General features: G+C 66.4%; 16 protein-coding genes. 11 read left to right on the forward strand and 5 right to left on the reverse strand.

Features of this window, described 5'->3' with window-relative positions:
- Positions 1-20 precede the first annotated feature (20 nt).
- The gene (gene purL, locus QCE64_RS06490; RefSeq protein WP_310003125.1) at positions 21-4,058 is read left to right on the forward strand and encodes a phosphoribosylformylglycinamidine synthase; all 4,038 of its coding nucleotides are present in this window, start codon (positions 21-23) and stop codon (positions 4,056-4,058) included.
- Positions 4,059-4,217: 159 nt separating this feature from the next.
- On the forward strand, positions 4,218-6,737 hold the full coding sequence (locus QCE64_RS06495; protein ID WP_310003127.1) for a family 20 glycosylhydrolase: 2,520 nt from the start codon (positions 4,218-4,220) through the stop codon (positions 6,735-6,737).
- A 184-nt stretch (positions 6,738-6,921) separates the two neighbouring features.
- On the opposite strand, the gene QCE64_RS06500 is transcribed toward QCE64_RS06495, so the two are convergent.
- The 5 genes from QCE64_RS06500 to QCE64_RS06520 form a co-directional block, all read right to left on the reverse strand.
- Positions 6,922-7,704, reverse strand: coding sequence for a peptidylprolyl isomerase (locus QCE64_RS06500; protein WP_309916016.1), 783 nt, complete (start codon positions 7,702-7,704; stop codon positions 6,922-6,924).
- A gap of 134 nt (positions 7,705-7,838) precedes the next feature.
- Positions 7,839-8,153 carry a BolA family protein gene (locus QCE64_RS06505; RefSeq protein ID WP_309916019.1) on the reverse strand — a complete coding sequence of 105 codons (315 nt, stop codon included), beginning with the start codon at positions 8,151-8,153 and terminating at the stop codon, positions 7,839-7,841.
- A complete protein-coding gene (locus QCE64_RS06510) occupies positions 8,150-8,686 on the reverse strand; it encodes a septation protein A (protein WP_309916021.1) in 537 nt (178 codons plus the stop codon). Before QCE64_RS06510 ends, QCE64_RS06505 begins: the two co-directional genes overlap by 4 nt.
- Before the next feature lie 159 nt (positions 8,687-8,845).
- Positions 8,846-9,262: a peptide-methionine (R)-S-oxide reductase MsrB gene (gene msrB, locus QCE64_RS06515; RefSeq protein WP_309916024.1), complete on the reverse strand. Its 417-nt coding sequence runs from the start codon at positions 9,260-9,262 to the stop codon at positions 8,846-8,848.
- 49 nt (positions 9,263-9,311) lie between these two features.
- Positions 9,312-10,838 (reverse strand): protein adenylyltransferase SelO, encoded by a 1,527-nt coding sequence (locus tag QCE64_RS06520; protein WP_404987353.1) that lies wholly within the window; start codon positions 10,836-10,838, stop codon positions 9,312-9,314.
- Between the two features lie 169 nt (positions 10,839-11,007).
- Between QCE64_RS06520 and QCE64_RS06525 the strand changes: the two genes are divergently transcribed.
- From QCE64_RS06525 to QCE64_RS06565, 9 genes are all read left to right on the forward strand, one after another.
- A complete protein-coding gene (locus tag QCE64_RS06525) occupies positions 11,008-12,666 on the forward strand; it encodes a 3-(methylthio)propionyl-CoA ligase (RefSeq protein WP_310003129.1) in 1,659 nt (552 codons plus the stop codon).
- 164 nt (positions 12,667-12,830) lie between these two features.
- Entirely contained in the window at positions 12,831-14,915 is a 2,085-nt protein-coding gene (locus QCE64_RS06530; RefSeq protein ID WP_310003131.1) for a 3-hydroxyacyl-CoA dehydrogenase NAD-binding domain-containing protein, read from the forward strand.
- A 12-nt stretch (positions 14,916-14,927) separates the two neighbouring features.
- Positions 14,928-15,569: a bifunctional nicotinamidase/pyrazinamidase gene (pncA, locus tag QCE64_RS06535; RefSeq protein ID WP_404987301.1), complete on the forward strand. Its 642-nt coding sequence runs from the start codon at positions 14,928-14,930 to the stop codon at positions 15,567-15,569.
- The gene (locus QCE64_RS06540; protein WP_310003133.1) at positions 15,566-16,744 is read left to right on the forward strand and encodes an acetyl-CoA C-acyltransferase; all 1,179 of its coding nucleotides are present in this window, start codon (positions 15,566-15,568) and stop codon (positions 16,742-16,744) included. The genes pncA and QCE64_RS06540 overlap by 4 nt, the downstream gene beginning before the upstream one ends.
- Before the next feature lie 87 nt (positions 16,745-16,831).
- The gene (locus QCE64_RS06545) at positions 16,832-17,134 is read left to right on the forward strand and encodes a Dabb family protein (protein ID WP_309930002.1); all 303 of its coding nucleotides are present in this window, start codon (positions 16,832-16,834) and stop codon (positions 17,132-17,134) included.
- Positions 17,131-17,619: a PaaI family thioesterase gene (locus QCE64_RS06550; protein WP_309916039.1), complete on the forward strand. Its 489-nt coding sequence runs from the start codon at positions 17,131-17,133 to the stop codon at positions 17,617-17,619. Before QCE64_RS06545 ends, QCE64_RS06550 begins: the two co-directional genes overlap by 4 nt.
- A gap of 37 nt (positions 17,620-17,656) precedes the next feature.
- On the forward strand, positions 17,657-18,661 hold the full coding sequence (locus tag QCE64_RS06555; RefSeq protein ID WP_309930005.1) for an NADP-dependent oxidoreductase: 1,005 nt from the start codon (positions 17,657-17,659) through the stop codon (positions 18,659-18,661).
- Positions 18,662-18,680: 19 nt separating this feature from the next.
- Positions 18,681-19,541, forward strand: coding sequence for an SDR family oxidoreductase (locus tag QCE64_RS06560; RefSeq protein ID WP_310003136.1), 861 nt, complete (start codon positions 18,681-18,683; stop codon positions 19,539-19,541).
- A 27-nt stretch (positions 19,542-19,568) separates the two neighbouring features.
- On the forward strand, positions 19,569-20,525 hold the full coding sequence (locus QCE64_RS06565; RefSeq protein ID WP_309930007.1) for an alpha/beta hydrolase: 957 nt from the start codon (positions 19,569-19,571) through the stop codon (positions 20,523-20,525).
- The last annotated feature ends 72 nt before the right edge of the window (positions 20,526-20,597 follow it).

A 20,597-nucleotide genomic window follows, 5' to 3' on the forward strand; every position in this document is an offset into this window, starting at 1 on the left:
GTCATCGACGCACCGTCACAATGGCCCACTTCTCGTGTTTCCCCGGCGCTTCGGCCCTCTCCGATTTCCGTCAGACCCGCCTTCTCGAAACGCTCGCCCGCATCGACGCCAACATCGTCGGCGTGCGCGGCCAGTTCCTGCATTTCGTGAATGCGTCGGAACCGCTCACGGATGAAGACAATCGCCGCATCGAGGCGCTGATGCACTACGGTGCACCCTTCGAGGCATCGAAGGAGCGCGGCGCGACGGAAACCTTCATGGTCGTGCCGCGCTTCGGCACCGTGTCGCCTTGGGCCAGCAAGGCCAGCGACATCGCCCATCACTGCGGGCTCACGAAGGTACGGCGCATCGAGCGCGGCGTCGAGTACACGGTGATCATGAAGAGCGGCTTCCTCGGCGGCAAGAAGTCGCTCACGGACGCGGCGCGCGCCGCCGTCGCCGACGCGCTGCACGACCGCATGACCGAAAGCGTCGCGGCCTCGCGCGAGCAGGCGCTGCATCTCTTCGACGAACTGCCTGCCCGGCCGCTGCAAACGGTCGACATCATCGGCGCGGGCCGCAGCGCGCTCGAAGCCGCCAACCTGGAACTGGGCCTCGCGCTCGCCGACGACGAAATCGACTATCTCGTGAGCGCGTTCGAAGAACTGAAGCGCAACCCCACCGACGTCGAGCTGATGATGTTCGCGCAGGCCAACAGCGAGCACTGCCGCCACAAGATCTTCAACGGCGAATGGACCATCGACGGCGCGAAGCAGGACATGTCGCTGTTTCAGATGATCCGCAACACCGAGAAGCTGAATCACGCGGGCACGATCGTCGCGTATTCGGACAATTCGGCGATCATGCAGGGCGGCATGGCCGAGCGCTGGTTCCCGCGCGGCAAGGACGAGCAATACCGGCGTCACGTGGAGATGACCCACACGCTGATGAAGGTCGAGACCCACAATCACCCGACCGCCATTTCGCCGTTCGCGGGCGCGGCCACCGGCTCCGGCGGCGAGATTCGCGACGAAGGCGCCACCGGCCGCGGCGCGCGTCCGAAGGCGGGTCTTGCGGGCTTCACGGTGTCGAACCTGGATCTGCCCGACGCCCGCCGCAACTGGGAAAACGACCGCGACGCCGCCGTGCCGCTCGCCTCGCGCAATCCCGCCGACGCGCATCAGCCGTATGGCCGCCCGGACCGCATCGCGTCGCCGTTGCAGATCATGATCGACGGCCCGATTGGCGCCGCCGCCTTCAACAACGAATTCGGCCGGCCGAACCTCGGCGGCTATTTCCGCACCTTCGAGCAGAACGTGGCGGGCCGCGTGCGCGGCTATCACAAGCCGATCATGATCGCGGGCGGCATCGGCAACATCTCCGACCAGCACACCCACAAGCTCGACCTGCCGGCCGGCACACTGCTGATCCAGATCGGCGGACCGGGCATGCGCATCGGCATGGGCGGCGGCGCGGCGTCCTCGATGGCCACCGGCGCGAACACCGCCGAACTCGATTTCGATTCCGTCCAGCGCGGCAATCCGGAAATCCAGCGGCGCGCCCAGGAAGTCATCAACAGCTGCTGGCAGCTGGGCGACAACAACCCCATCCTGTCGATCCACGACGTCGGCGCGGGCGGCATCTCGAATGCCTTCCCGGAACTCGTCGACGGCGCGGGCAAGGGCGCGCTGTTCGAGCTGCGCAAGGTCCAGCTGGAGGAGAGCGGTTTGTCGCCGCGCGAAATCTGGTCGAACGAGGCGCAAGAGCGCTACGTGCTGGCCATTGCGCCGGACGATCTGCCCGCGTTCCAGGCCCTCTGCGAGCGCGAACGCTGCCCGGTGGCCGTGGTCGGCGTGGCGACGGAAGAGCGTCAGCTGAAGCTGGTCGATGAAGCCAACAGCGGCCAGGAACCCGTCGACATGCCGATGGACGTGCTGCTCGGCAAGCCGCCCAAGATGCATCGCGACGTGAGGCGCGAGCGCGCGCAATTCAACAAAGTCGATGTCACCGGTCTGCCGCTGTCGGAAGTCGCGGTCGAGGTGCTGAAGCATCCGACGGTCGCGAGCAAGTCGTTCCTCATCACCATCGGCGACCGTTCGGTGGGCGGCACGACCGCGCGTGACCAGTTCGTCGGTCCGTGGCAGGTGCCGGTGGCGGACTGCGCGGTGACCACGATGGACTACGTCGGCTATCGCGGCGAAGCCATGACGATGGCCGAGCGCACGCCGCTCGCTGTGATCGACGCGCCCGCATCCGGCCGCATGGCCGTGGGCGAGGCGGTGACCAATATCGCTTCGGCGCCCATTGCGTCGCTCGACAAGCTGAAGCTCTCGGCGAACTGGATGGCCGCCTGCGGCAGCGCCGGCGAAGACGCCGCGCTGTACGACACGGTGCAGGCCATCGGCATGGAGCTGTGCCCGGCGCTCGGCATCAGCATTCCGGTCGGCAAGGATTCGCTGTCGATGCGCACCAAGTGGCAGGATGCACGCGGCGGCGCGCGCGAAGTGGTGTCGCCGGTGTCGCTCATCATCTCGGCGTTCGCGCCGGTCGAGGACGTGCGCCGTCACCTGACGCCGCAGCTCGTCAACGACACCAGCACGGTGCTGATCGCGATCGACCTCGGGCGGGGCCGCAACCGCATGGGCGGCAGCATTCTCGCGCAGGTCACGCAGCAGGTGGGCGACACGGTGCCGGACGTCGACGATCCGGAAGACCTCAAGCGCTTCTTCGCGGCCATCCAGGCGCTGAACTTGGACGGCAAGCTGCTGGCCTACCATGACCGCTCGGACGGCGGCCTGTGGGCCACGGTGTGCGAGATGGCTTTCGCGGGTCACGTGGGCGTATCGCTGAACGTGGACATGCTGACGCTCGATCCCAACCACGAGTCCGATTACGGCGACGCGAAAGACTGGGCCAAGCAGACCAGCGGCCGCCGCGAAGACCGCACGCTGCGCGCGCTGTTCTCGGAGGAGCTCGGCGCGGTGGTGCAGGTGCGCGCAGCGGACCGCGACGCGGTGCTGGGCGCGCTGCGCGAGCACGGTCTGTCGGCGTGTTCGCATGTGATCGGCAAGCCGAACGAAAACGGCGCCATCGAAATCTATCGCGACGCGAAGAAGATCTTCGACGCGCCGCGGGTCGAACTGCATCGCGCGTGGAGCGAGGTCAGCTGGCGCATTGCGCGCCTGCGCGACAACCCGGCCTGCGCCGACGCCGAATACGACGCGCTCCTCGACGCCGCCGATCCCGGTATCGCGCCGGTCCTGAGCTTCGATCCGGCGGAAGACGTGGCGGCGCCGTTCATCGCGACCAAAGCGCGGCCGCGTGTCGCGATCCTGCGCGAGCAGGGCGTGAACTCGCATCTGGAAACGGCGTACGCGTTCGACCGCGCCGGTTTCGACGCACACGACGTCCACATGAGCGACCTGCTGGAAGGCCGCGCCACGCTTGCCGATTTCGCGGGCGCGGTGGCGTGCGGCGGCTTCTCGTACGGCGACGTGCTCGGCGCGGGCGAGGGCTGGGCGAAGACCATCCGCTTCAATGCGCAACTCGCGGACATGTTCGCCGCGTTCTTCGGCCGCGCGGATACCTTCGCGCTCGGCATCTGCAATGGCTGCCAGATGATGTCGAGCCTGGCGTCGATCATCCCCGGCGCCGAACACTGGCCGAAGTTCACGCGCAACAAGTCGGAGCAGTTCGAGGCGCGCTTCTCGCTGGTTGAAGTGCAGGCTTCGCCGTCGATCTTCTTCGCCGGCATGGAAGGCTCGCGCATTCCGGTGGCGGTTGCGCACGGCGAAGGCTTTGCCGACTTCTCGCAGCAGGGCGATCAGGCGAAGGCGCTCGTCGCGATGCGTTACGTCGATCATCGCGGCAACGCGACCGAACAGTACCCGTTCAATCCGAACGGCTCGCCGCAAGGCATTACGTCGGTCACGACACCCGATGGCCGCTTCTCCGTGCTGATGCCGCACATGGAGCGCGTGCATCGCAACGTGCAGATGAGCTGGACGCCGGAAGACTGGACCAGCGACGGCAGCCCGTGGCTGCGCGTGTTCCAGAACGCGCGACGCTTCCTCGGCTGATCCGCCGCGCGCGTTTCACACAAACACCCCGAAGTTTACGCTTCGGGGTGTTTTGTTTTGTGCTTGCCTGTCGGCAGCTATCCCAAAAAAATAGGGCCGCAAGTTGCAGGTATAGTGCTCCGACGTGTCCCGGCGACGCGTGTGGATCACGGAGGCAAGATGCGGCGGTGGGTTTCACATTACTTAGGCATACCTATTTCAAGAGCGGCGGCCATCGTCGTTACGGCTTGCATCGTAGCCTCGTGCGGCGGTTCGAGTTCGGATGCGGATGCCAGTCGCCTGTCGCCTGCGGCGCGGACTGCCGCCATCGGCGATGCACTGACCGTGCGCGTGGCGATCGACGTCAATGACGCAGCGGCGACCGGCACCAACTGCGCGGACCTTGGCGCGGACTGGGCCAGTTGCGCGCGCGGCAGACTGATCCTGGAGAACGGCGGGGCGCGCAAGCTGGCAGCGGGCGGCTGGACGCTGTACGTACACAGCATCAGGCGGTTGCTCATGATCGAGCATCCCGCCATCGCGTGGAAGCACATCACCGGCGACCTGTATGCGCTGACGCCCGCGGCAGGCGCGTTCACGCTGGGCAGCGGCGAGCGGCTCGAGGTGCCGTTCGTCGGCGAGTACTGGTACCGGCGCACCAGCGACCTGCTGCCGCGCGCGTATGTCGTGGCGGACGGCGATACCGGATCGGCCGTTCTCCGCAACAACGACACCGACGACGAAACCCGTTACGTCGATCGTCTTCCGGCCGTTGCGGACAACGTGTCCGCCTTCGTCACGACGCCCACTCAAGTATTGCGCGCGCGGGCGGAAGCCGCCTTGCCCGATGCCCGGCAGGTCGCGGCGCGCGCGTTGCCTTCGGTGCTGCGCGAGACGGCCGGTCAGGGCGTCGCGCAGATCGGCGCGGTGGAACTGAACCTGCCGGGGCTGACGGCAGCACAGACCGCGGCTCTGGCCACGCGGGCCGCCACGCTCGGACTCAACGGTCCCGCCGTGCGCGTGAACGGCGCCATCGCCGCCGGCACGCTGCCCGCCGATATCGCGAAGCACGGCGGCTACCGGCTGAGCATTGCGCCGGGCGGCGTCAGCATCGACGCCTTCGACGCCGCCGGGCTCTACTACGGCACGCAGACGCTGTTGTCGCTGACGCCCGCGGGCGGCGGCAGTGTGCCGGCCATGACCATCGAGGATGCGCCTCGCTATGCGCATCGCGGCATGATGGTGGATGTCGCGCGCAACTTTCGCCAGCCGGCCACGCTGCGCCGCCTGATCGACCAGATGAGCGCGTACAAGCTCAACCGGCTGCATCTGCATCTGTCGGACGACGAGGGCTGGCGTATCGAGATTCCAGGCTTGCCCGAACTCACCGAGGTCGGCGCGAAGCGTTGCCATGACCTCAGCGAAACCCGCTGTCTCGTGCCGCAGCTTGCGTCGGGGCCGGACAACCGTTCGGGCGGCGGCTACCTGAGCCGCGCCGAGTACGTGGCGCTGGTGCGCTACGCGACGGAGCGCTTCGTCGAGATCATTCCGGAAATCGACATGCCGGGGCACGCGCGGGCGGCCGTGGTGTCGATGGAAGCGCGTTACCGGCGCCTGCACGCACAAGGCGACGAAGCGGCGGCCACGGCCTACCGCCTGCTCGATCCCGCCGACACCACGAACGCAACCACGGTCCAGTTCTACGACCGTCGCAGCTTTCTCAATCCGTGCGCAGACGGTGCGCGGCGGTTTGCGTCGAAGGTGATCGGCGAGATCGCGTCGATGCATCGCGAGGCAGGCGCGCCGCTCGCCATCTGGCATTTCGGCGGCGACGAAGCGAAGAACATCCTGCTCGGCGCGGGCTTCCAGCCGCTCGACGGCACGGACCCCGGCAAGGGGCGCGTGAATCTCGCCGCGCAGGACAAGCCGTGGGGGCGCTCGCCGCAGTGCGCGGCGCTGATCAGGTCAGGGCAGGCGGCCTCCGTCGACGAACTGCCTTCGATGTTCGCGCAGCAAGTCAGCCAGATCGTGCGGACGAACGGCATTGGCACGATGGCGGCCTGGCAGGACGGCATCCGGCATGCGAACGGGCCGCAGGATTTCGCGACCTCGAACGTGATGGTGACGCTGTGGGACACGCTCTTCTGGGGCGCCGCCGACACCGCACGCACGCTCGATACACAGGGCTACCAGACCGTGCTCGCGCTGCCCGACTATCTGTACTTCGACTTTCCCTATTCGTTCGATCCGAAGGAGCGCGGTTATTACTGGGCTTCGCACGCCACCGACAGCTTCAAGACCTTCTCGCTGGCACCGGACAACCTGCCGCAGAACGCGGAAATCATGCCCGACCGCGACGGCCGTCCGTTCGAGGTGACGAGCGCGGGTTCGGCGCCGCGCATCGAGGGCATGCAGGGTCAGGCCTGGGCCGAAGTGATGCGCACGGACACGCAGTTCGAGTACATGGTGTATCCGCGTCTGCTGGCGCTGGCGGAGCGGGCGTGGCATAGGGCGGCGTGGGAGCGGCCGTTCGCGGCGGGCGAGCGCTATCGCCTGGGCGATACGAACAAGGTCGACAAGGCCGCGCTCGCGAATGATTGGGCCGGTTTCATGAGCGTGGTGGAGAACCGCGAACTGCCGAAGCTGGTGCGGGCGGGAGCAACGGTTCGGCCGGGCCTGGGGCTTGCGAGTGGCGGGTGAGTCAGCGCGTATTTGCGGGAGCCCAGCGGCTTGGAGGCCAAACGGATTGACCGCATGACGCCTGAGCCGCGCCGCCTGCGATCGTCATGACGTTCAAGGCCAACACGAACCCGCCGTCCGGAAACGACAAAGCCGCCCAAGGGCGGCTTTGCTTCAAGAACGATCCAGCCGTACCGCGTACCGCTTACTTCACCACGGCCTTCTTGCGCAGACCTTCTTCGAACGCCTGCAGCTTCTCCTGCTGAATCTGCTGGGCGATCTGGGGCTTGACCTGCTCGAGCGGCGGCGGGGCGACGTCGCGGGAATCGTCAAGGCGGATGATGTGCCAGCCGAACTGCGTCTTGACCGGCTCCGGCGTGACCTCGCCCTTCTTGAGCTTTTCGGCGGCGGCGCCGAATTCCGGCACATACGCCGACGGCGCCGACCAGTCGAGATCGCCGCCGTTCTTGCCCGATCCCGGGTCCTTCGAATATTGCTTGGCGAGGTCCTCGAAGCTCGCGCCGCCCTTGATCTTGGCGATCAGGTCTTTCGCCTGGGCTTCGTTGTCGACGAGGATGTGATGCAGATGCAGTTCCGTGCCGCCGCCGTTCTGCTTGACCAGCTGGTCATAGCGGGCCTTGATCTCGGCGTCGGTGGGCGTGTTCTTCTTGACGAAATCTTCGATCATCGCGCGCAGCACCACGGTCTGCTGCGCGACCGCCAGTTGCGCCTTGACGTCGGGACGCGACGCGATGCCTTCGCGCGCGGCTTCCTGCATCAGGATTTCGCGATTGATGAGTTCTTCGCGCACGGCTTGTTGAAGCTGCGGCGAATCCTGCTGACCTTGCGCGACCAGTTGCTTCACGAGCGCATCGGCGCGCGACGTGGGAATCGGCGTGCCGTTCACGACGGCGACGTTCTGCGCGAACGCGGGAGCCGCCGCGAACGCAGCCAGCAACACCCAGACGCGGGGTTTTTTCAGAGTCATCGGAGAGTCCTAACTGAGCAAACAGACGCCTTCACAGGCGAGATTCATAAAGCAGGGAGAGCGGCAAGCAAGGAGCGCGTCTCGGGTCACATGAATTCGTAACGATTCGTGGCCGGGTGCACCTGTTCGCGCACCTATTCGAATTGTTCCGCGAACTCCTGCGGCGTATAAGCCCGGATGGCCAGCGCATGCACGCCACGCCGCATTTCGTCGGCCAGCGCATCATACACCAGCCGATGCCGCCCCACGCGGGCCCGGCCGGCGAAGCATTCCGCGACGATCGTCACGGTGTAGTGGCTGCCCGAAGCCGCGCCGGCGTGGCCTGCATGAGCCGCGCTGTCGTCGTCGATATGCACGGACTGGGGCGTCAGCGCCGCGTTCAGGCGCGCCTCGAGATGGGCGATCTTTTCGGCGGCCGTGGCGTTCATGAAATCGAAGGCATCGCTCATTGACCATCCTCCTTCATGTACTTCGCGAGCCAGAAACTCTGCGCGACGATGAACACGACCAGGCAGCCGGTGGCGCCGAACAGCTTGAAGTTGACCCACTGGTCCGTCGTGAAGTGATACGCGACGAACAGGTTCACGATGCCGAGCAAGCCGAAGAACACCGCCCACGCGACATTCAATTGTCCCCAGACGCGATGCGGCAGCACGATCTGCTTGCCCATCATCGCTTCGATCAGATTCTTTCTGAAACCCAGTTGCGCGACGATCAGCGCGACGGCGAACAGCCAGTACAGCGCGGTGGGCTTCCATTTGATGAAGGTGTCGTTGTGCAGCACGAGCGTCGCGCCGCCGAACACGACCACCACGCCGAGACTGACCCACAGCATCGGATCGACCTTGCGGTGGCGGAACGCGACCCAGGCGATCTGCAGCAAGGTCGCCCCGATCGCCACGGCCGTCGCGGTGTAGATACCCCAGACCTTGAATGCGACGAAAAAGAGAATGATCGGAAACAGATCGAACAGAAATTTCATTGGCGTCCGGACATGAAAGGCGGCGGATGAGGTGCAGCGCATGAACGAACGCCCGCTCGGATTGCAGCGGGCGTCGAACGGGCGTCAAGCGGGCATCAGACAGCTGAAACAGGAGCGCAACCCGGTGTCCCGTGCATGCGCCCAATTACATGGTTTCGCTTACTTGGGTTCGAATTGTAGCGCAGCCGAGTTGATGCAATAGCGCAGGCCGGTCGGCGCCGGGCCGTCCTCGAACACATGGCCGAGATGCGCGCCGCAGTTCTTGCAGACCACCTCGATACGCAGCATGCCGTGCGAGCGGTCGGTCTTTTCCTGGACCACTTCGCCGTTGATCGGCTTGAAATAGCTCGGCCAGCCGCAACCGGCGTCGAATTTCGTGTCGGACTCGAACAGCGGCGTGCCGCAGCACACGCAATCATAGACGCCGCGCTCGGTGTGATCCCAGTATTTGCCGGTGAACGGCCGCTCGGTCGCGGCATGGCGCGTCACCTGGTACTGCATGTCGTCCAGTTCGTTGCGATAGGTCGCATCGTCCTTTTGCAGCGGATAGCTCGCGGGGGTGTCGTCGTGGCTCATCTGTGGTTCCTTTGGTCTGGCCGGGAAGGCCCTGTATATGAGGACGATCCTACGAAGAACAACTCACTTCGAGATCGCTTGCCCAGTCGGGCGGCAGGCCGGCATAGGCCTCGTTCTCGGGCTGCTCGTCGTAGGGGCGGCGCAGCACGTCCAGAAGGCGCGCAACTTCGGAGAAATCCTTCTCAGCCGCCTGGCGGATCGCCTGTTCCGCCAGATGATTGCGCAGCACGTATTTCGGATTCACGCGATTCATCGCGTCGGCGCGCGCGGCGTCGTCGCGGGTTTCGTGCGCGAGACGTTCGCGATACTTCACGGCCCACGCGTCGAACGCGGCCCGGTCGAGGAACAGGTCGCGCACGGCTGAGTCGCCGCTTGCATCGGCCTTGCGCAGCTTCGACAAATTGCGGAACGTGAGCGTGAAGTCCGCCCGGTTCGCATGCATGATTTCGAACAGGCCGTTGGCGAGCGCGTCGTCGCCTTCGCGTTCGACAGCCAGGCCCAGTTTCGCGCGCATCGTCGCGACGAGCGCCGGAGCGAAGCGCGCCTTGAAGCCTTCCAGCACTTTCTGCGCTTCCTCGACGACACGTTCCGCGCGGCCTTCCTCGGGCAGGGTGTCGCCGAACAGCGGCACGAGCGCCTGCGCGAGACAGAACAGGTTCCAGTAGCCGACCTGCGGCTGACGGCCATACGAATAGCGGCCCTGCGTGTCCGAATGATTGCAGATGTGATGCGCGTTGAAGCCGTCCATGAAGCCGAACGGACCGTAGTCGATGGTGAGACCGAGGATCGACATGTTGTCGGTGTTCATCACGCCATGGCAGAAGCCGACGCCTTGCCATTGCGCCATCAGGTCGGCGGTCGTGCGCACCGCCTCGGCCAGCAGCGCGAGATATGGGTCCGGCTGCGCGCGGCAGTGCGGATGGAAGCGGTCGATCACGTGATCGGCGAGCTTGCGGAGATCGTCGGGGCGGTCGTTCGAATAGAAATGCTCGAAGTGCCCGAAGCGCACGAAGCTCGGCGCGACGCGCGTAACGATCGCCGCGGTTTCCATCTCCTCGCGGCGCACCGGCAGGTCGGAGCCGACCACCGCGAAGGCGCGCGTGGTCGGAATGCCGAGGTGATGCATCGCTTCCGAACACAGGAATTCGCGGATCGACGAGCGCAGCACCGCGCGGCCATCGCCCATGCGTGAATACGGCGTGCGTCCGGCGCCCTTCAGCTGCACTTCGAGGCGCGCGCCGCCGTGCTCCACTTCGCCGAGCGTGAGCGCGCGTCCGTCGCCCAACTGGCCCGCCCACACGCCGAACTGATGCCCCGAGTACACGGCGGCGTAGGGCAGGGCATCGGCCGGCCAGTCACGCGTGGGATTGCCCGCGAAGTACGCGGCGAAGGCGTCTTTCTCCGGGCCGGTGGCGATGTCGGGATCGAAGCCGAGCGTCTGCGCCATCTCGCGCGACAGTCCGACAAGATACGGCTCCGGCACAGGCGCGGCAGGCAGACGGGTGAGGAACGCGGTGCCGAGCGCCGCGAAGGAGCCGGGCTTGCCGGCTTCGACGGCATCGGCGACCTGCTGCATCGATTGCGCGTCCGCGGGTGTCTCGTCCCGCGAAACGCTTGGGGAAAACGACATATTGAGCGCCTCTGAGTTAAACGATATTGTAATTCCGCGCCCGCCGGCCTGCAGGGGCCGGCCCGGGCGTGACCAGACCATCGACCAGGCCATCGACCCTCCGAGGACTTCGCCCATGATGTCGCCGCTCCACGGCCAGATGATGGAAGTACCGTTGCTCGCGTCGTCCCTGCTGTCCCATGCCTCGCGCCACTTCGGCGACACCGAGATCGTTTCGCGCCGTATCGAGGGCGATATCCACCGCACCACCTGGCGCGACTGCGAACGGCGCGCGAAGCAACTCGCGCAGGCGCTGACCGCGTTGGGCGTCGCGCAGGGCGAACGCGTCGGCACGCTCGCATGGAACGGCTACCGGCACCTCGAGTGCTACTACGGCGTGTCGGGCATGGGCGCCGTGTGCCACACGATCAATCCGCGCCTGTTCCCGGATCAGGTCGCCTTCATCATCGATCACGCCGACGACGCCTATGTCTGCTTCGACATGACCTTCGCGCCGCTGGTCGAGATCATCGCGCCGCAGTGTCCGAAGGTGAAAGGCTGGATTGCGCTCGGCGATGCATCGTGCATCGAGACGCATCTGTCGGACCTGAGCGTGCCCGTGATGAGCTACGAGACGCTCATCGGCGCGCATGACGGCGACTACGACTGGCCGATGCTTGACGAACGCCAGGCTTCGTTCCTGTGCTACACGTCGGGCACGACCGGCAATCCGAAGGGCGCGCTGTATTCACATCGCTCGACCGTGCTGCACGCGTACGGCGCGGCGCTGCCCGACGCGATGGGCGCATCCGCGAGCGACTCCATTCTTCCCGTCGTGCCGATGTTCCATGTGAACGCCTGGGGCATCCCGCACGCGGCGCCGCTGGTCGGCGCGAAGCTCGTGCTGCCGGGCAAGGATCTCGACGGCCAGTCGCTGTATGAATTGATGGAAGCGGAAGGCGTCACCTATTCAGCCGGCGTGCCCACTGTCTGGATGGGCCTGCTCGCCTATCTGAAGCAGCACGGCCTGCGTTTCTCGACGCTTACGCGTACGGTGATCGGCGGCTCCGCGTGCCCGCCGGCGATGCTGCGCATCTTCGAGGAAGAGTACGGCGTGCAGGTGATCCATGCGTGGGGCATGACGGAGATGTCGCCGCTCGGCACGCTGTCGCGTCTGAGCTACCGCCAGAAGCAGCGGCCGCCCGAGGAGCAGCGCCATTTGCTGGAAAAACAGGGCCGCGCGCTGTTCGGCGTGGACATGAAGGTGGTGGGCGACGACGGCCGCGAACTGCCGTGGGACGGCAAGTCCTTCGGCGACCTGTACGTGCGCGGGCCGTGGGTCATCGACCGCTATTTCCGGCGTGACGACTCTCCGCTCGTCGACGGCTGGTTCCCGACCGGCGATGTCGCGACCATCGACCCGGACGGCTTCATGCAGATCACGGACCGCAGCAAGGACGTGATCAAGTCGGGCGGCGAGTGGATCAGCTCGATCGACCTGGAGAACATCGCGGTATCGCATCCGCAGGTGGCCGAGGCGGCGTGCATTGCGTGCGCGCATCCGAAGTGGACCGAGCGGCCGCTGATCGTGGCCGTGCTGAAGCCGGGCGCGACCGTCACGCGCGAGGAACTGCTCGCCCATTTCGACGGCAAGGTGGCGAAGTGGTGGATCCCCGACGACGTGGTCTTCGCCGAAGAGCTGCCGCATACCGCGACCGGCAAGCTGCAGAAGGTCCGGCTGCGCGATCAGTATCGCGATCACGTGCTGCCCACTGTGGCCGAAAATCCGATTTGACGCGTGGTCTTCCTTGTCTTTGAAGCCCCGGATGCAGGCAGGCGTCCGGGGCTTTGTCGTCTTCGGCGTGCTTGAGCGTTAAGATCGCACTGTGTGACGATCGTGCTTTTCCGCCTGGCGCGGCACGCTCATTCCTTTATCGCGATCCATCGGGAGACAGCTTCATGGCAGTGGATTATTCGATCCGCGACGGCGTCGCCGTCATCATGCTCGACAATCCGCCGGTGAACGGGCTCGGGCACGCGACGCGGCTCGGCATCGTCGAGGGCATCGGGCGCGCGAACAGCGACGCCACCGTGCGCGCCATCGTGCTGATCGGCGCGGGCAAGGCCTTCTCGGGCGGCGCCGACATCACCGAATTCAATACCCCGAAGGCCACGCAGGAACCGACGCTCCTGACCGTCATCAAGGCCGTCGATGGCAGCGCCAAGCCGGTCGTCGCGGCGATTCATGCCGTGGCGATGGGCGGCGGCCTGGAACTCGCGCTCGGCGCGCATTACCGCGTCGCCGCGCCGGACGCGCAGATCGCGCTGCCGGAAGTGAAGCTCGGCCTGCTGCCGGGTGCGGGCGGCACGCAGCGGCTGCCACGCGCGGTCGGCCTGGAGACGGCGCTCAACATGATCGTGTCCGGCACGCCGGTGCCGTCCGAACAGCTCGCGCAAAGCGGGCTCTTCGACGCCTTCATACAAGGCGATCTGCTCGACGCCGCGCTGAGCTTCGCGCGCGGAGCCGCGGACCGTGGCGGGCCATATCCAAAGGTGCGCGAGCGCCGCATCGAGCATGCGAACGCGGAGGGCTTCATCCAGTTCGCGCGCAACAGCGTGGCGGCGGTGGCACGCCATTTCCCGGCGCCGCACAAGGCCATCGATGCAATCGAAAAGGGCGTCAAGGAAGGCTTCGAACGCGGCCTTGCGTTCGAGCGCGAATGCTTCCTTGCGCTGGTGCAGACGCCTGAGAGCCGCGCGCTGCGGCATGCGTTCTTCGGCGAACGCGCGGCCGGCAAGATCGCCGACGTGCCGTCGAACACGCCGGTCAGGAAGATCGAACAGATCGGCATCGTGGGCGCGGGCACGATGGGCGGTGGCATCGCGATGAACTTCCTCAACGCGAAGCTGCCCGTCACGCTGCTGGAAACGAAGCAGGACGCGCTGGATCGCGGTCTCGCGACGATTCGCCGCAATTACGAGGCGCAGGTCAAGAAGGGCAAGCTCACGCAGCAACAGGTGGAGGACCGCATCGCGCTGATCCGTCCGACGCTCTCGTTCACCGATCTCGCCCAGGCCGATCTGATCATCGAAGCGGTGTTCGAAGAACTGGACGTGAAACAGCAGGTATTCCGCCAGTTGGACGAAGTGGCGAAGCCTGGCGCGATTCTCGCGTCGAACACGTCGACGCTCGATCTGAACCGCATCGCGTCGTTCACGAAGCGTCCCGGCGATGTGATCGGCATGCACTTCTTCAGTCCCGCCAACGTGATGAAGCTGCTCGAAGTGGTGCGCGGCAAGGAGACGTCGAAAGACGTGCTCGCCAGCGTCATGCAGCTTGCGAAGAAAATCAAAAAGACCGCGGTGGTTTCGGGCGTGTGCGACGGCTTCATCGGCAACCGCATGATCGAGCAGTACATCCGCCAGGCGCTCTTCATGCTGGAGGAAGGCGCGCTGCCCGCGCAGGTGGATCGCGCGATCGAACAGTTCGGCTTCGCGATGGGCCCGTTCCGCATGAGCGATCTGGCCGGCAACGATATCGGCTGGGCTATTCGCAAGCGGCGCTATCGCGAGCAGCCGGAGTTGCGTTATGCGCGCGTGGCCGACCGTTTGTGCGAGATGGGCCGCTTCGGACAGAAGACCGGCGCGGGCTGGTATGACTACGCGCCGGGCAAGCGCGATGCCATTCCGTCTCAGGCCGTCGACGAAATGATCGTGGGGTTCTCAGCCGAACAAGGTGTGGCGCGGCGCGAGATCGGCGATGAGGAAATCGTCGAGCGCCTGGTGCTGTCGCTCGTGAACGAAGGCGCGAAGATTCTCGAGGAAGGCATCGCGGCAAAGGCCTCCGACATCGACATGGTGTATCTCACCGGCTATGGCTTCCCGTTGTGGCGCGGCGGCCCGATGCTGTATGCGGATACCATCGGCCTTTTTAACGTCGATCGCGCGTTGCGCAAGTACGCCGCCCAACCCAACGGCGACGCGTGGCAGCCCGCCGCGCGCATCGCCGGACTCGCCGCCGCCAACGGCCGCTTCAACGCCTGAGCTTTCCTGAACATGATGAAACCCGTGGAAGACGTACTGATCGTCGTGGACGTGCAACCTGATTTCATGCCGGGCGGGGCGCTGGCCGTCGCGCGCGGCGACGAGGTCGTGCCGGTCATCAACCGTATCGCGGCCGGCTTTTCGCATGTCGTGCTGACCCAGGACTGGCATCCGCGCTCGCATGTGTCGTTCGCGGCGAATCACGCGGGACGCCAGCCCTTCGAGACCATGACGCTGCCCTACGGCGAGCAGGTGCTGTGGCCGGTGCACTGCGTGCAGGATACCGAGGGCGCGGCGCTGCATCGCGACCTGCACGTGCCGCATGCGCGGATGGTGGTGCGCAAGGGGCATCACGAGCACGTCGACAGCTATTCGGCGTTTCTCGAAGCGGACCGCACGACGCCGACCGGCCTGACAGGCTATCTGCGCGACACCGGCGTCCGGCGCGTGTGGCTGGCCGGGCTCGCGACCGACTATTGCGTCGCGTGGTCGGCGCTCGATGCGCGCGCGGCCGGCTTTGAAACGAGCGTGATCGAGGACGCATGCCGCGCGATCGACCTGGACGGGTCGCTGGCGCGCGCGTGGCAGGACATGCTCGGCGCCGGCGTGCGGCGCGTGAGTTCGAACGACATCGAAACGAGAGAGACGACATGACCGACGCCGTGATCGTAGCCACCGCGCGCACCGCGCTCGCCAAATCGTGGCGCGGCGCACTCAACATGACCCATGGCGCGACGCTCGGCGGCCACGTCGTACGGGCGGCGGTCGAACGCGCGGGCATCGACCCGGTGCGCATCGAGGACGTCGTCATGGGCTGCGCGTTTCCCGAAGGCGCCACCGGCATGAACGTCGCGCGGCAGATCGCGTTGCGCGCCGGCTTGCCGGCCGCGGTGCCGGGCATGACGGTGAACCGCTTTTGCTCGTCGGGTTTGCAGAGCATCGCGCTCGCCGCGCAGCGCGTGATGACGGGCGAGGGCGAAGTGTTCGTCGCGGGCGGCGTCGAATCGATTTCCTGCGTGCAGAACGAGATGAACCGCCACATGCTGAAGGAAGCCTGGCTCGACACGCACAAGCCCGCGATCTACTGGCCGATGCTCCAGACCGCCGAGAACGTCGCGCGGCGCTATGACATCTCGCGGGAGCGCCAGGACGAATACGGTGCACGTTCGCAGCAGCGCGCGGCCGCCGCGCAGGCAGCGGGCCGCTTCGATGCCGAGATCGTGCCGATCACCGTGCTCGCCGGCATCGCGGACAAGGCCAGCGGCCGGCTTGTCACGCGCGAAGTCACGCTCGCTGCCGACGAAGGCATTCGCGCGGACACGACGCTCGAAGGCGTCGCGAAGATCCGCACGGCGCTGCCGGGCGGCGTCATCACGGCCGGCAACGCGAGTCAGTTTTCGGATGGCGCGTCGGCGTGCGTCGTCATGAGCGCGACGCTTGCCGAGCGTGAAGGACTGCAACCGCTCGGCATTTTTCGCGGCTTCGCGGTCGCGGGCTGCGAGCCTGACGAGATGGGCATCGGGCCGGTGTTCGCGGTGCCGAAGCTGCTGCAACGCGCGGGGCTCACCGTCGATGACATCGGCTTGTGGGAACTGAACGAAGCCTTCGCCGTGCAGGTGCTCTATTGCCGCGACCGGCTGGGCATTCCCGACGAGCGTCTCAACGTGAACGGCGGCGCGATCGCGGTCGGGCATCCGTATGGCGTGTCGGGCGCACGCCTGACCGGGCATGCGCTGCTCGAAGGCAAGCGGCGCGGGGCGCGCTTCGTCGTGGTGACCATGTGCGTCGGCGGCGGGCAGGGCGCGGCGGGACTGTTCGAGATCGTGTGACCAAAGCGCGTACGTCGCGTCACCTCACTGCACGGCGATTTTTGCTACGCTTCAGGTCTCGACCGACATCATGAATCAGGAGCCGCCGTGCTGCGTCACATCGTCATGTGGAAGCTGAAGGAAACCGCCGAGGGCGCCAGCCGCGCAGAGAATGCGCAGAAGCTGAAGGCCCGGCTCGAAACCTGCCGCAGCATCGTGAAAGGGCAGGGACACTTCGAGGTCGGCACCGCTCAGCCGGGCTTCGACTGCACCTATGACGTCGTGCTGGTGTCCGACTTCGACGACCGCGCCGCGCTCGAAGCCTATCAGGTCCATCCGAAGCATCAGGCCGTGAAGGACTTCGTCGCGGCGGTCCGTGAAGACCGTCAATGCGTCGACTACGAGGTATGAGCGCGATGTCCAGCACCGATCCGGCGAACGCCGGCGTGTCCATCGAAAGCCCGTTCATCGATTCGCTCGGCGTCGATCTCGTCCGCGCGCAGGACGGCGAAAGCGAAGTGTGCCTGCCGCTGCGCGACACGCATCTGAATACCTGGGGCATCGCCCATGGCGGCGTCACGATGACCCTGCTCGACGCCGCGCTCGCGCTCGCCGCGCGCAGCGTCGCGGGGGACGGCATGGGCGTCGTCACCGTCGAGATGAAGGTGAACTTCATGCAGCCCGGCCGCGGCGAGTTGCGCGGTTACGGCCGCGTGCTGCACCGCTCGACCACGATGGCTTATTGCGAAGGCGAAGTGCGCGACAGCGAAGGACACTTCGTGGCCAAGGCGCTCGGCACCTTCAAGTACATGAAGCGGCTCGCGGTCGGACGCGACATCGCACGCCAGAAAATGCGTACCGATCCCAAGGCGCTGCCCGGCCCGAGCGACGCATAACACCGGCATCATCCCTTTGAAGACAGGAGAACCCGCCATGGCAGACGCACCGCTGAACCGTCAGATCCTGCTCGTCTCACGTCCCGATGGCGAAGCCTCGGCGAGCAACTTCAAGCTCGTCGAAACGCCGCTCGCGCCGCTCGCCGAGGGCGAGGTGCGGGTCCGCAACCACTATCTGTCGCTCGACCCGTACATGCGCGGCCGCATGGACGACGCCAAGTCCTACGCGCCGCCGCAGCCGCTGAACGAAGTGATGATCGGCGGCACGGTGGGCGTCGTCAGCGAGTCGCGCAATCCGAAGTTCGCGGTCGGCGACAACGTCGTGGGCATGCTCGGCTGGCAGGAGTACGGCACCTCGGACGGCACGATGCTGAACCAGGTCGATGCCTCGCGCGTGCCGCTCTCCGCCTATCTCGGCGCGCTCGGCATGCCGGGCGTCACCGCGTGGTACGGCCTGAACGGCATCATCAAGCCGAAGGCGGGCGAGACCGTGGTGGTGTCAGCGGCGAGCGGCGCGGTGGGCAGCGTCGTCGGGCAACTGGCGAAGGCGGCCGGCTGCCGCGCAGTGGGCATCGCGGGCGGCGCGGAGAAATGCCGCTATGTGGTGGAGACGCTCGGCTTCGATGCCTGCGTCGACTACAAGGCGGGCAACCTGCGCGCCGACCTGAAGGCGGCCGTGCCGGATGGCATCGACGGCTACTTCGAGAACGTCGGCGGCGAGATCCTCAACGCAGTGCTGGCGCGCATGAACGCGTTCGGACGCATTGCCGTGTGCGGCATGATCTCCGGCTATGACGGCAAACCCCTGCCGCTGGACGCGCCCCGGCTCATCCTGACGCAGCGGCTCTTGCTGCAAGGCTTCATCGTCTACGAACATCTGGATATCTGGCCGCAGGCGCTCAAGGATCTCGGCGAACGCGTCGCGACGAAGAAGCTGCTGTTCCGCGAGAGCATCGCGGACGGTCTCGAGCAAGCGCCCGAGGCGCTGCTCGGCATGCTGCGCGGAAAGAACTTCGGCAAGCAGCTCGTGAAGCTGATCTGATCGAACCCGGAAACCTCACGTGGACAGTTTCGCTGGCAAGGTTGCCGTCATCACCGGCGCGGGCAGCGGCTTCGGCCGGGCGTTCGCGCAGCAAGGCGCGGCGCTCGGCATGAAGCTCGTGCTCGCCGATCTCGACACTGCCGGCCTCGCCGCCACGGTGGATGCCATCCGCGCGCAGGGCGGCGAAGCGCTCGGCGTGACGGCGGATGTCTCGGACCCGGCGCAGGTAGAGGCGCTGGCGCAGGCCGCGCTCGATGCCTTCGGCGGCGTGCATCTGTTGTTCAACAACGCGGGCGTCGGCGCGGGCGGCTTCGTGTGGGAAAACAGCGCCAACGACTGGCAATGGGTCTTCGGCGTCAACGTGATGGGTGTCGCGAACGGTCTGCGTGCGTTCGTGCCCATCATGCTGCGGCAGAACGAGCCGGCGCACATCGTCAATACGGCGTCGGTGGCGGGCCTGCTCGCCGCGCCCGCGATGGGCGTCTACAACGCGTCGAAACACGCGGTCGTCGCGCTGACCGAGACCCTGCAGCATGATTTGCGGCTGGCGGGTGCGGACCTGATCGGCGTGTCGCTGCTGTGTCCCGCGTTCGTGCCGACGGGCATCGCCGATGCCGAACGCGCGCGGCCCGAAGCGCTCGCCAACGCGGCTCCGTACACCGCGTCGCAGAAACTCGCCGCGCGGCAACTCGCGAAAGCGGTGGAAGGCGGCAAGCTCACGGCGGACGACATCGCCGCACTGACCTTCGATGCCGTGCGCGCGCGCCGCTTTTACGTCATCACGCATCCGGCCATCATGGCGTCGGTGCAACTGCGGCTCGACGACATCGCCCAACTGCGCAATCCGACCGATCCGATGTCGCTCAGGCGGCCGCGTTAGCCGCGTATTTTCAACGCTCCTCAATCGATGCCGCTCAATCCCAAGATCGCCCAAATCCTCGAGATGGTGGCGCGTGCGAACCGCCCGCCGTTCCACACGCTGACGCCGCAGCAGGCGCGCGCCGCCTACGCGATGAGCGCGCCGATCCTCGACATCGCGCCGCTGCCGCTGTTCAGCGTCGAGGACGTGCAGGTGCCCACGCGCGACGGCGCGACGATCGGCGTGCGCGTGTATCAGCCCGTCGAGCCGAACTGGGCGCAGCCGGTGGCGGGGCTGCTGTATCTGCATGGCGGCGGCTTTACCGTCGGCAGCGTGGCGACGCACGATGCGCTGTGCCGCAAGCTCGCGCACGATGCGGGCTGCGCGGTGGTGTCGGTCGATTACCGGCTTGCGCCCGAGCACCGCTTTCCCGTCGCGGTGAACGACGCGTTCGACGCGCTGCAATGGCTGGCGCGTGAGGCGGGCACGTTCGGCATCGATGCGGCGCGACTGGCGATCGGCGGCGACAGCGCGGGCGGCACGCTGGCCACGGTGTGCGCGGTGCTGGCGCGCGATGCGGGCATCGGCTTGCGGCTGCAACTGCTGATCTATCCGGGCACGAGCGCGCGGCAGCAGAGCGCGTCGCACGCGCAACTGGCGGAGGGCTATCTGCTTTCGGGCGAAACGATCCAGTGGTTCTTCGCCCAGTATCTGCGCGATGACCGCGACCGCGATGACTGGCGCTTCGCACCGCTCGATGCCGCGGGCGGCGTGCCCGACATGGCGGGCGTCGCGCCGGCGTGGATCGCGGCGGCGGATCACGATCCGCTGTTCGATGAAGATGTCGCGTATGCGGAAAAGCTGGAGCAGCAGGGCGTGCCGGTGACGCTCAGGCGCTATGAAGGGATGATCCACGAGTTCTTCAAGATGGGCGGCTTCGTGCCTGAAGTGGCCGATGCGCATGCGGAAGCGGTGAGGGCGCTGCGGGAGGCGTTTGAAGGGTGAGGGATGAAGATTGAGTATCGTCTGAAATGTCAGGCGGGTGGATTCCTCAGGATTGCTGGATGATAGGGTCGG

It is taken from the genome of Caballeronia sp. LZ043 (assembly GCF_031451075.1).
In the GTDB taxonomy this organism is placed as follows: Bacteria; Pseudomonadota; Gammaproteobacteria; order Burkholderiales; family Burkholderiaceae; genus Caballeronia.

Coding starts and splice junctions, on each gene's coding strand:
- purL (WP_310003125.1), top strand. CDS start 21: ATGGCCCACTTCTCGTGTTTCCCCGGCGCTTCGGCCCTCTCCGATTTC.
- QCE64_RS06495 (WP_310003127.1), top strand. CDS start 4,218: ATGCGGCGGTGGGTTTCACATTACTTAGGCATACCTATTTCAAGAGCG.
- QCE64_RS06500 (WP_309916016.1), bottom strand. CDS start 7,704: ATGACTCTGAAAAAACCCCGCGTCTGGGTGTTGCTGGCTGCGTTCGCG.
- QCE64_RS06505 (WP_309916019.1), bottom strand. CDS start 8,153: ATGAGCGATGCCTTCGATTTCATGAACGCCACGGCCGCCGAAAAGATC.
- QCE64_RS06510 (WP_309916021.1), bottom strand. CDS start 8,686: ATGAAATTTCTGTTCGATCTGTTTCCGATCATTCTCTTTTTCGTCGCA.
- msrB (WP_309916024.1), bottom strand. CDS start 9,262: ATGAGCCACGACGACACCCCCGCGAGCTATCCGCTGCAAAAGGACGAT.
- QCE64_RS06520 (WP_404987353.1), bottom strand. CDS start 10,838: ATGCAGCAGGTCGCCGATGCCGTCGAAGCCGGCAAGCCCGGCTCCTTC.
- QCE64_RS06525 (WP_310003129.1), top strand. CDS start 11,008: ATGATGTCGCCGCTCCACGGCCAGATGATGGAAGTACCGTTGCTCGCG.
- QCE64_RS06530 (WP_310003131.1), top strand. CDS start 12,831: ATGGCAGTGGATTATTCGATCCGCGACGGCGTCGCCGTCATCATGCTC.
- pncA (WP_404987301.1), top strand. CDS start 14,928: ATGATGAAACCCGTGGAAGACGTACTGATCGTCGTGGACGTGCAACCT.
- QCE64_RS06540 (WP_310003133.1), top strand. CDS start 15,566: ATGACCGACGCCGTGATCGTAGCCACCGCGCGCACCGCGCTCGCCAAA.
- QCE64_RS06550 (WP_309916039.1), top strand. CDS start 17,131: ATGAGCGCGATGTCCAGCACCGATCCGGCGAACGCCGGCGTGTCCATC.
- QCE64_RS06555 (WP_309930005.1), top strand. CDS start 17,657: ATGGCAGACGCACCGCTGAACCGTCAGATCCTGCTCGTCTCACGTCCC.
- QCE64_RS06565 (WP_309930007.1), top strand. CDS start 19,569: ATGCCGCTCAATCCCAAGATCGCCCAAATCCTCGAGATGGTGGCGCGT.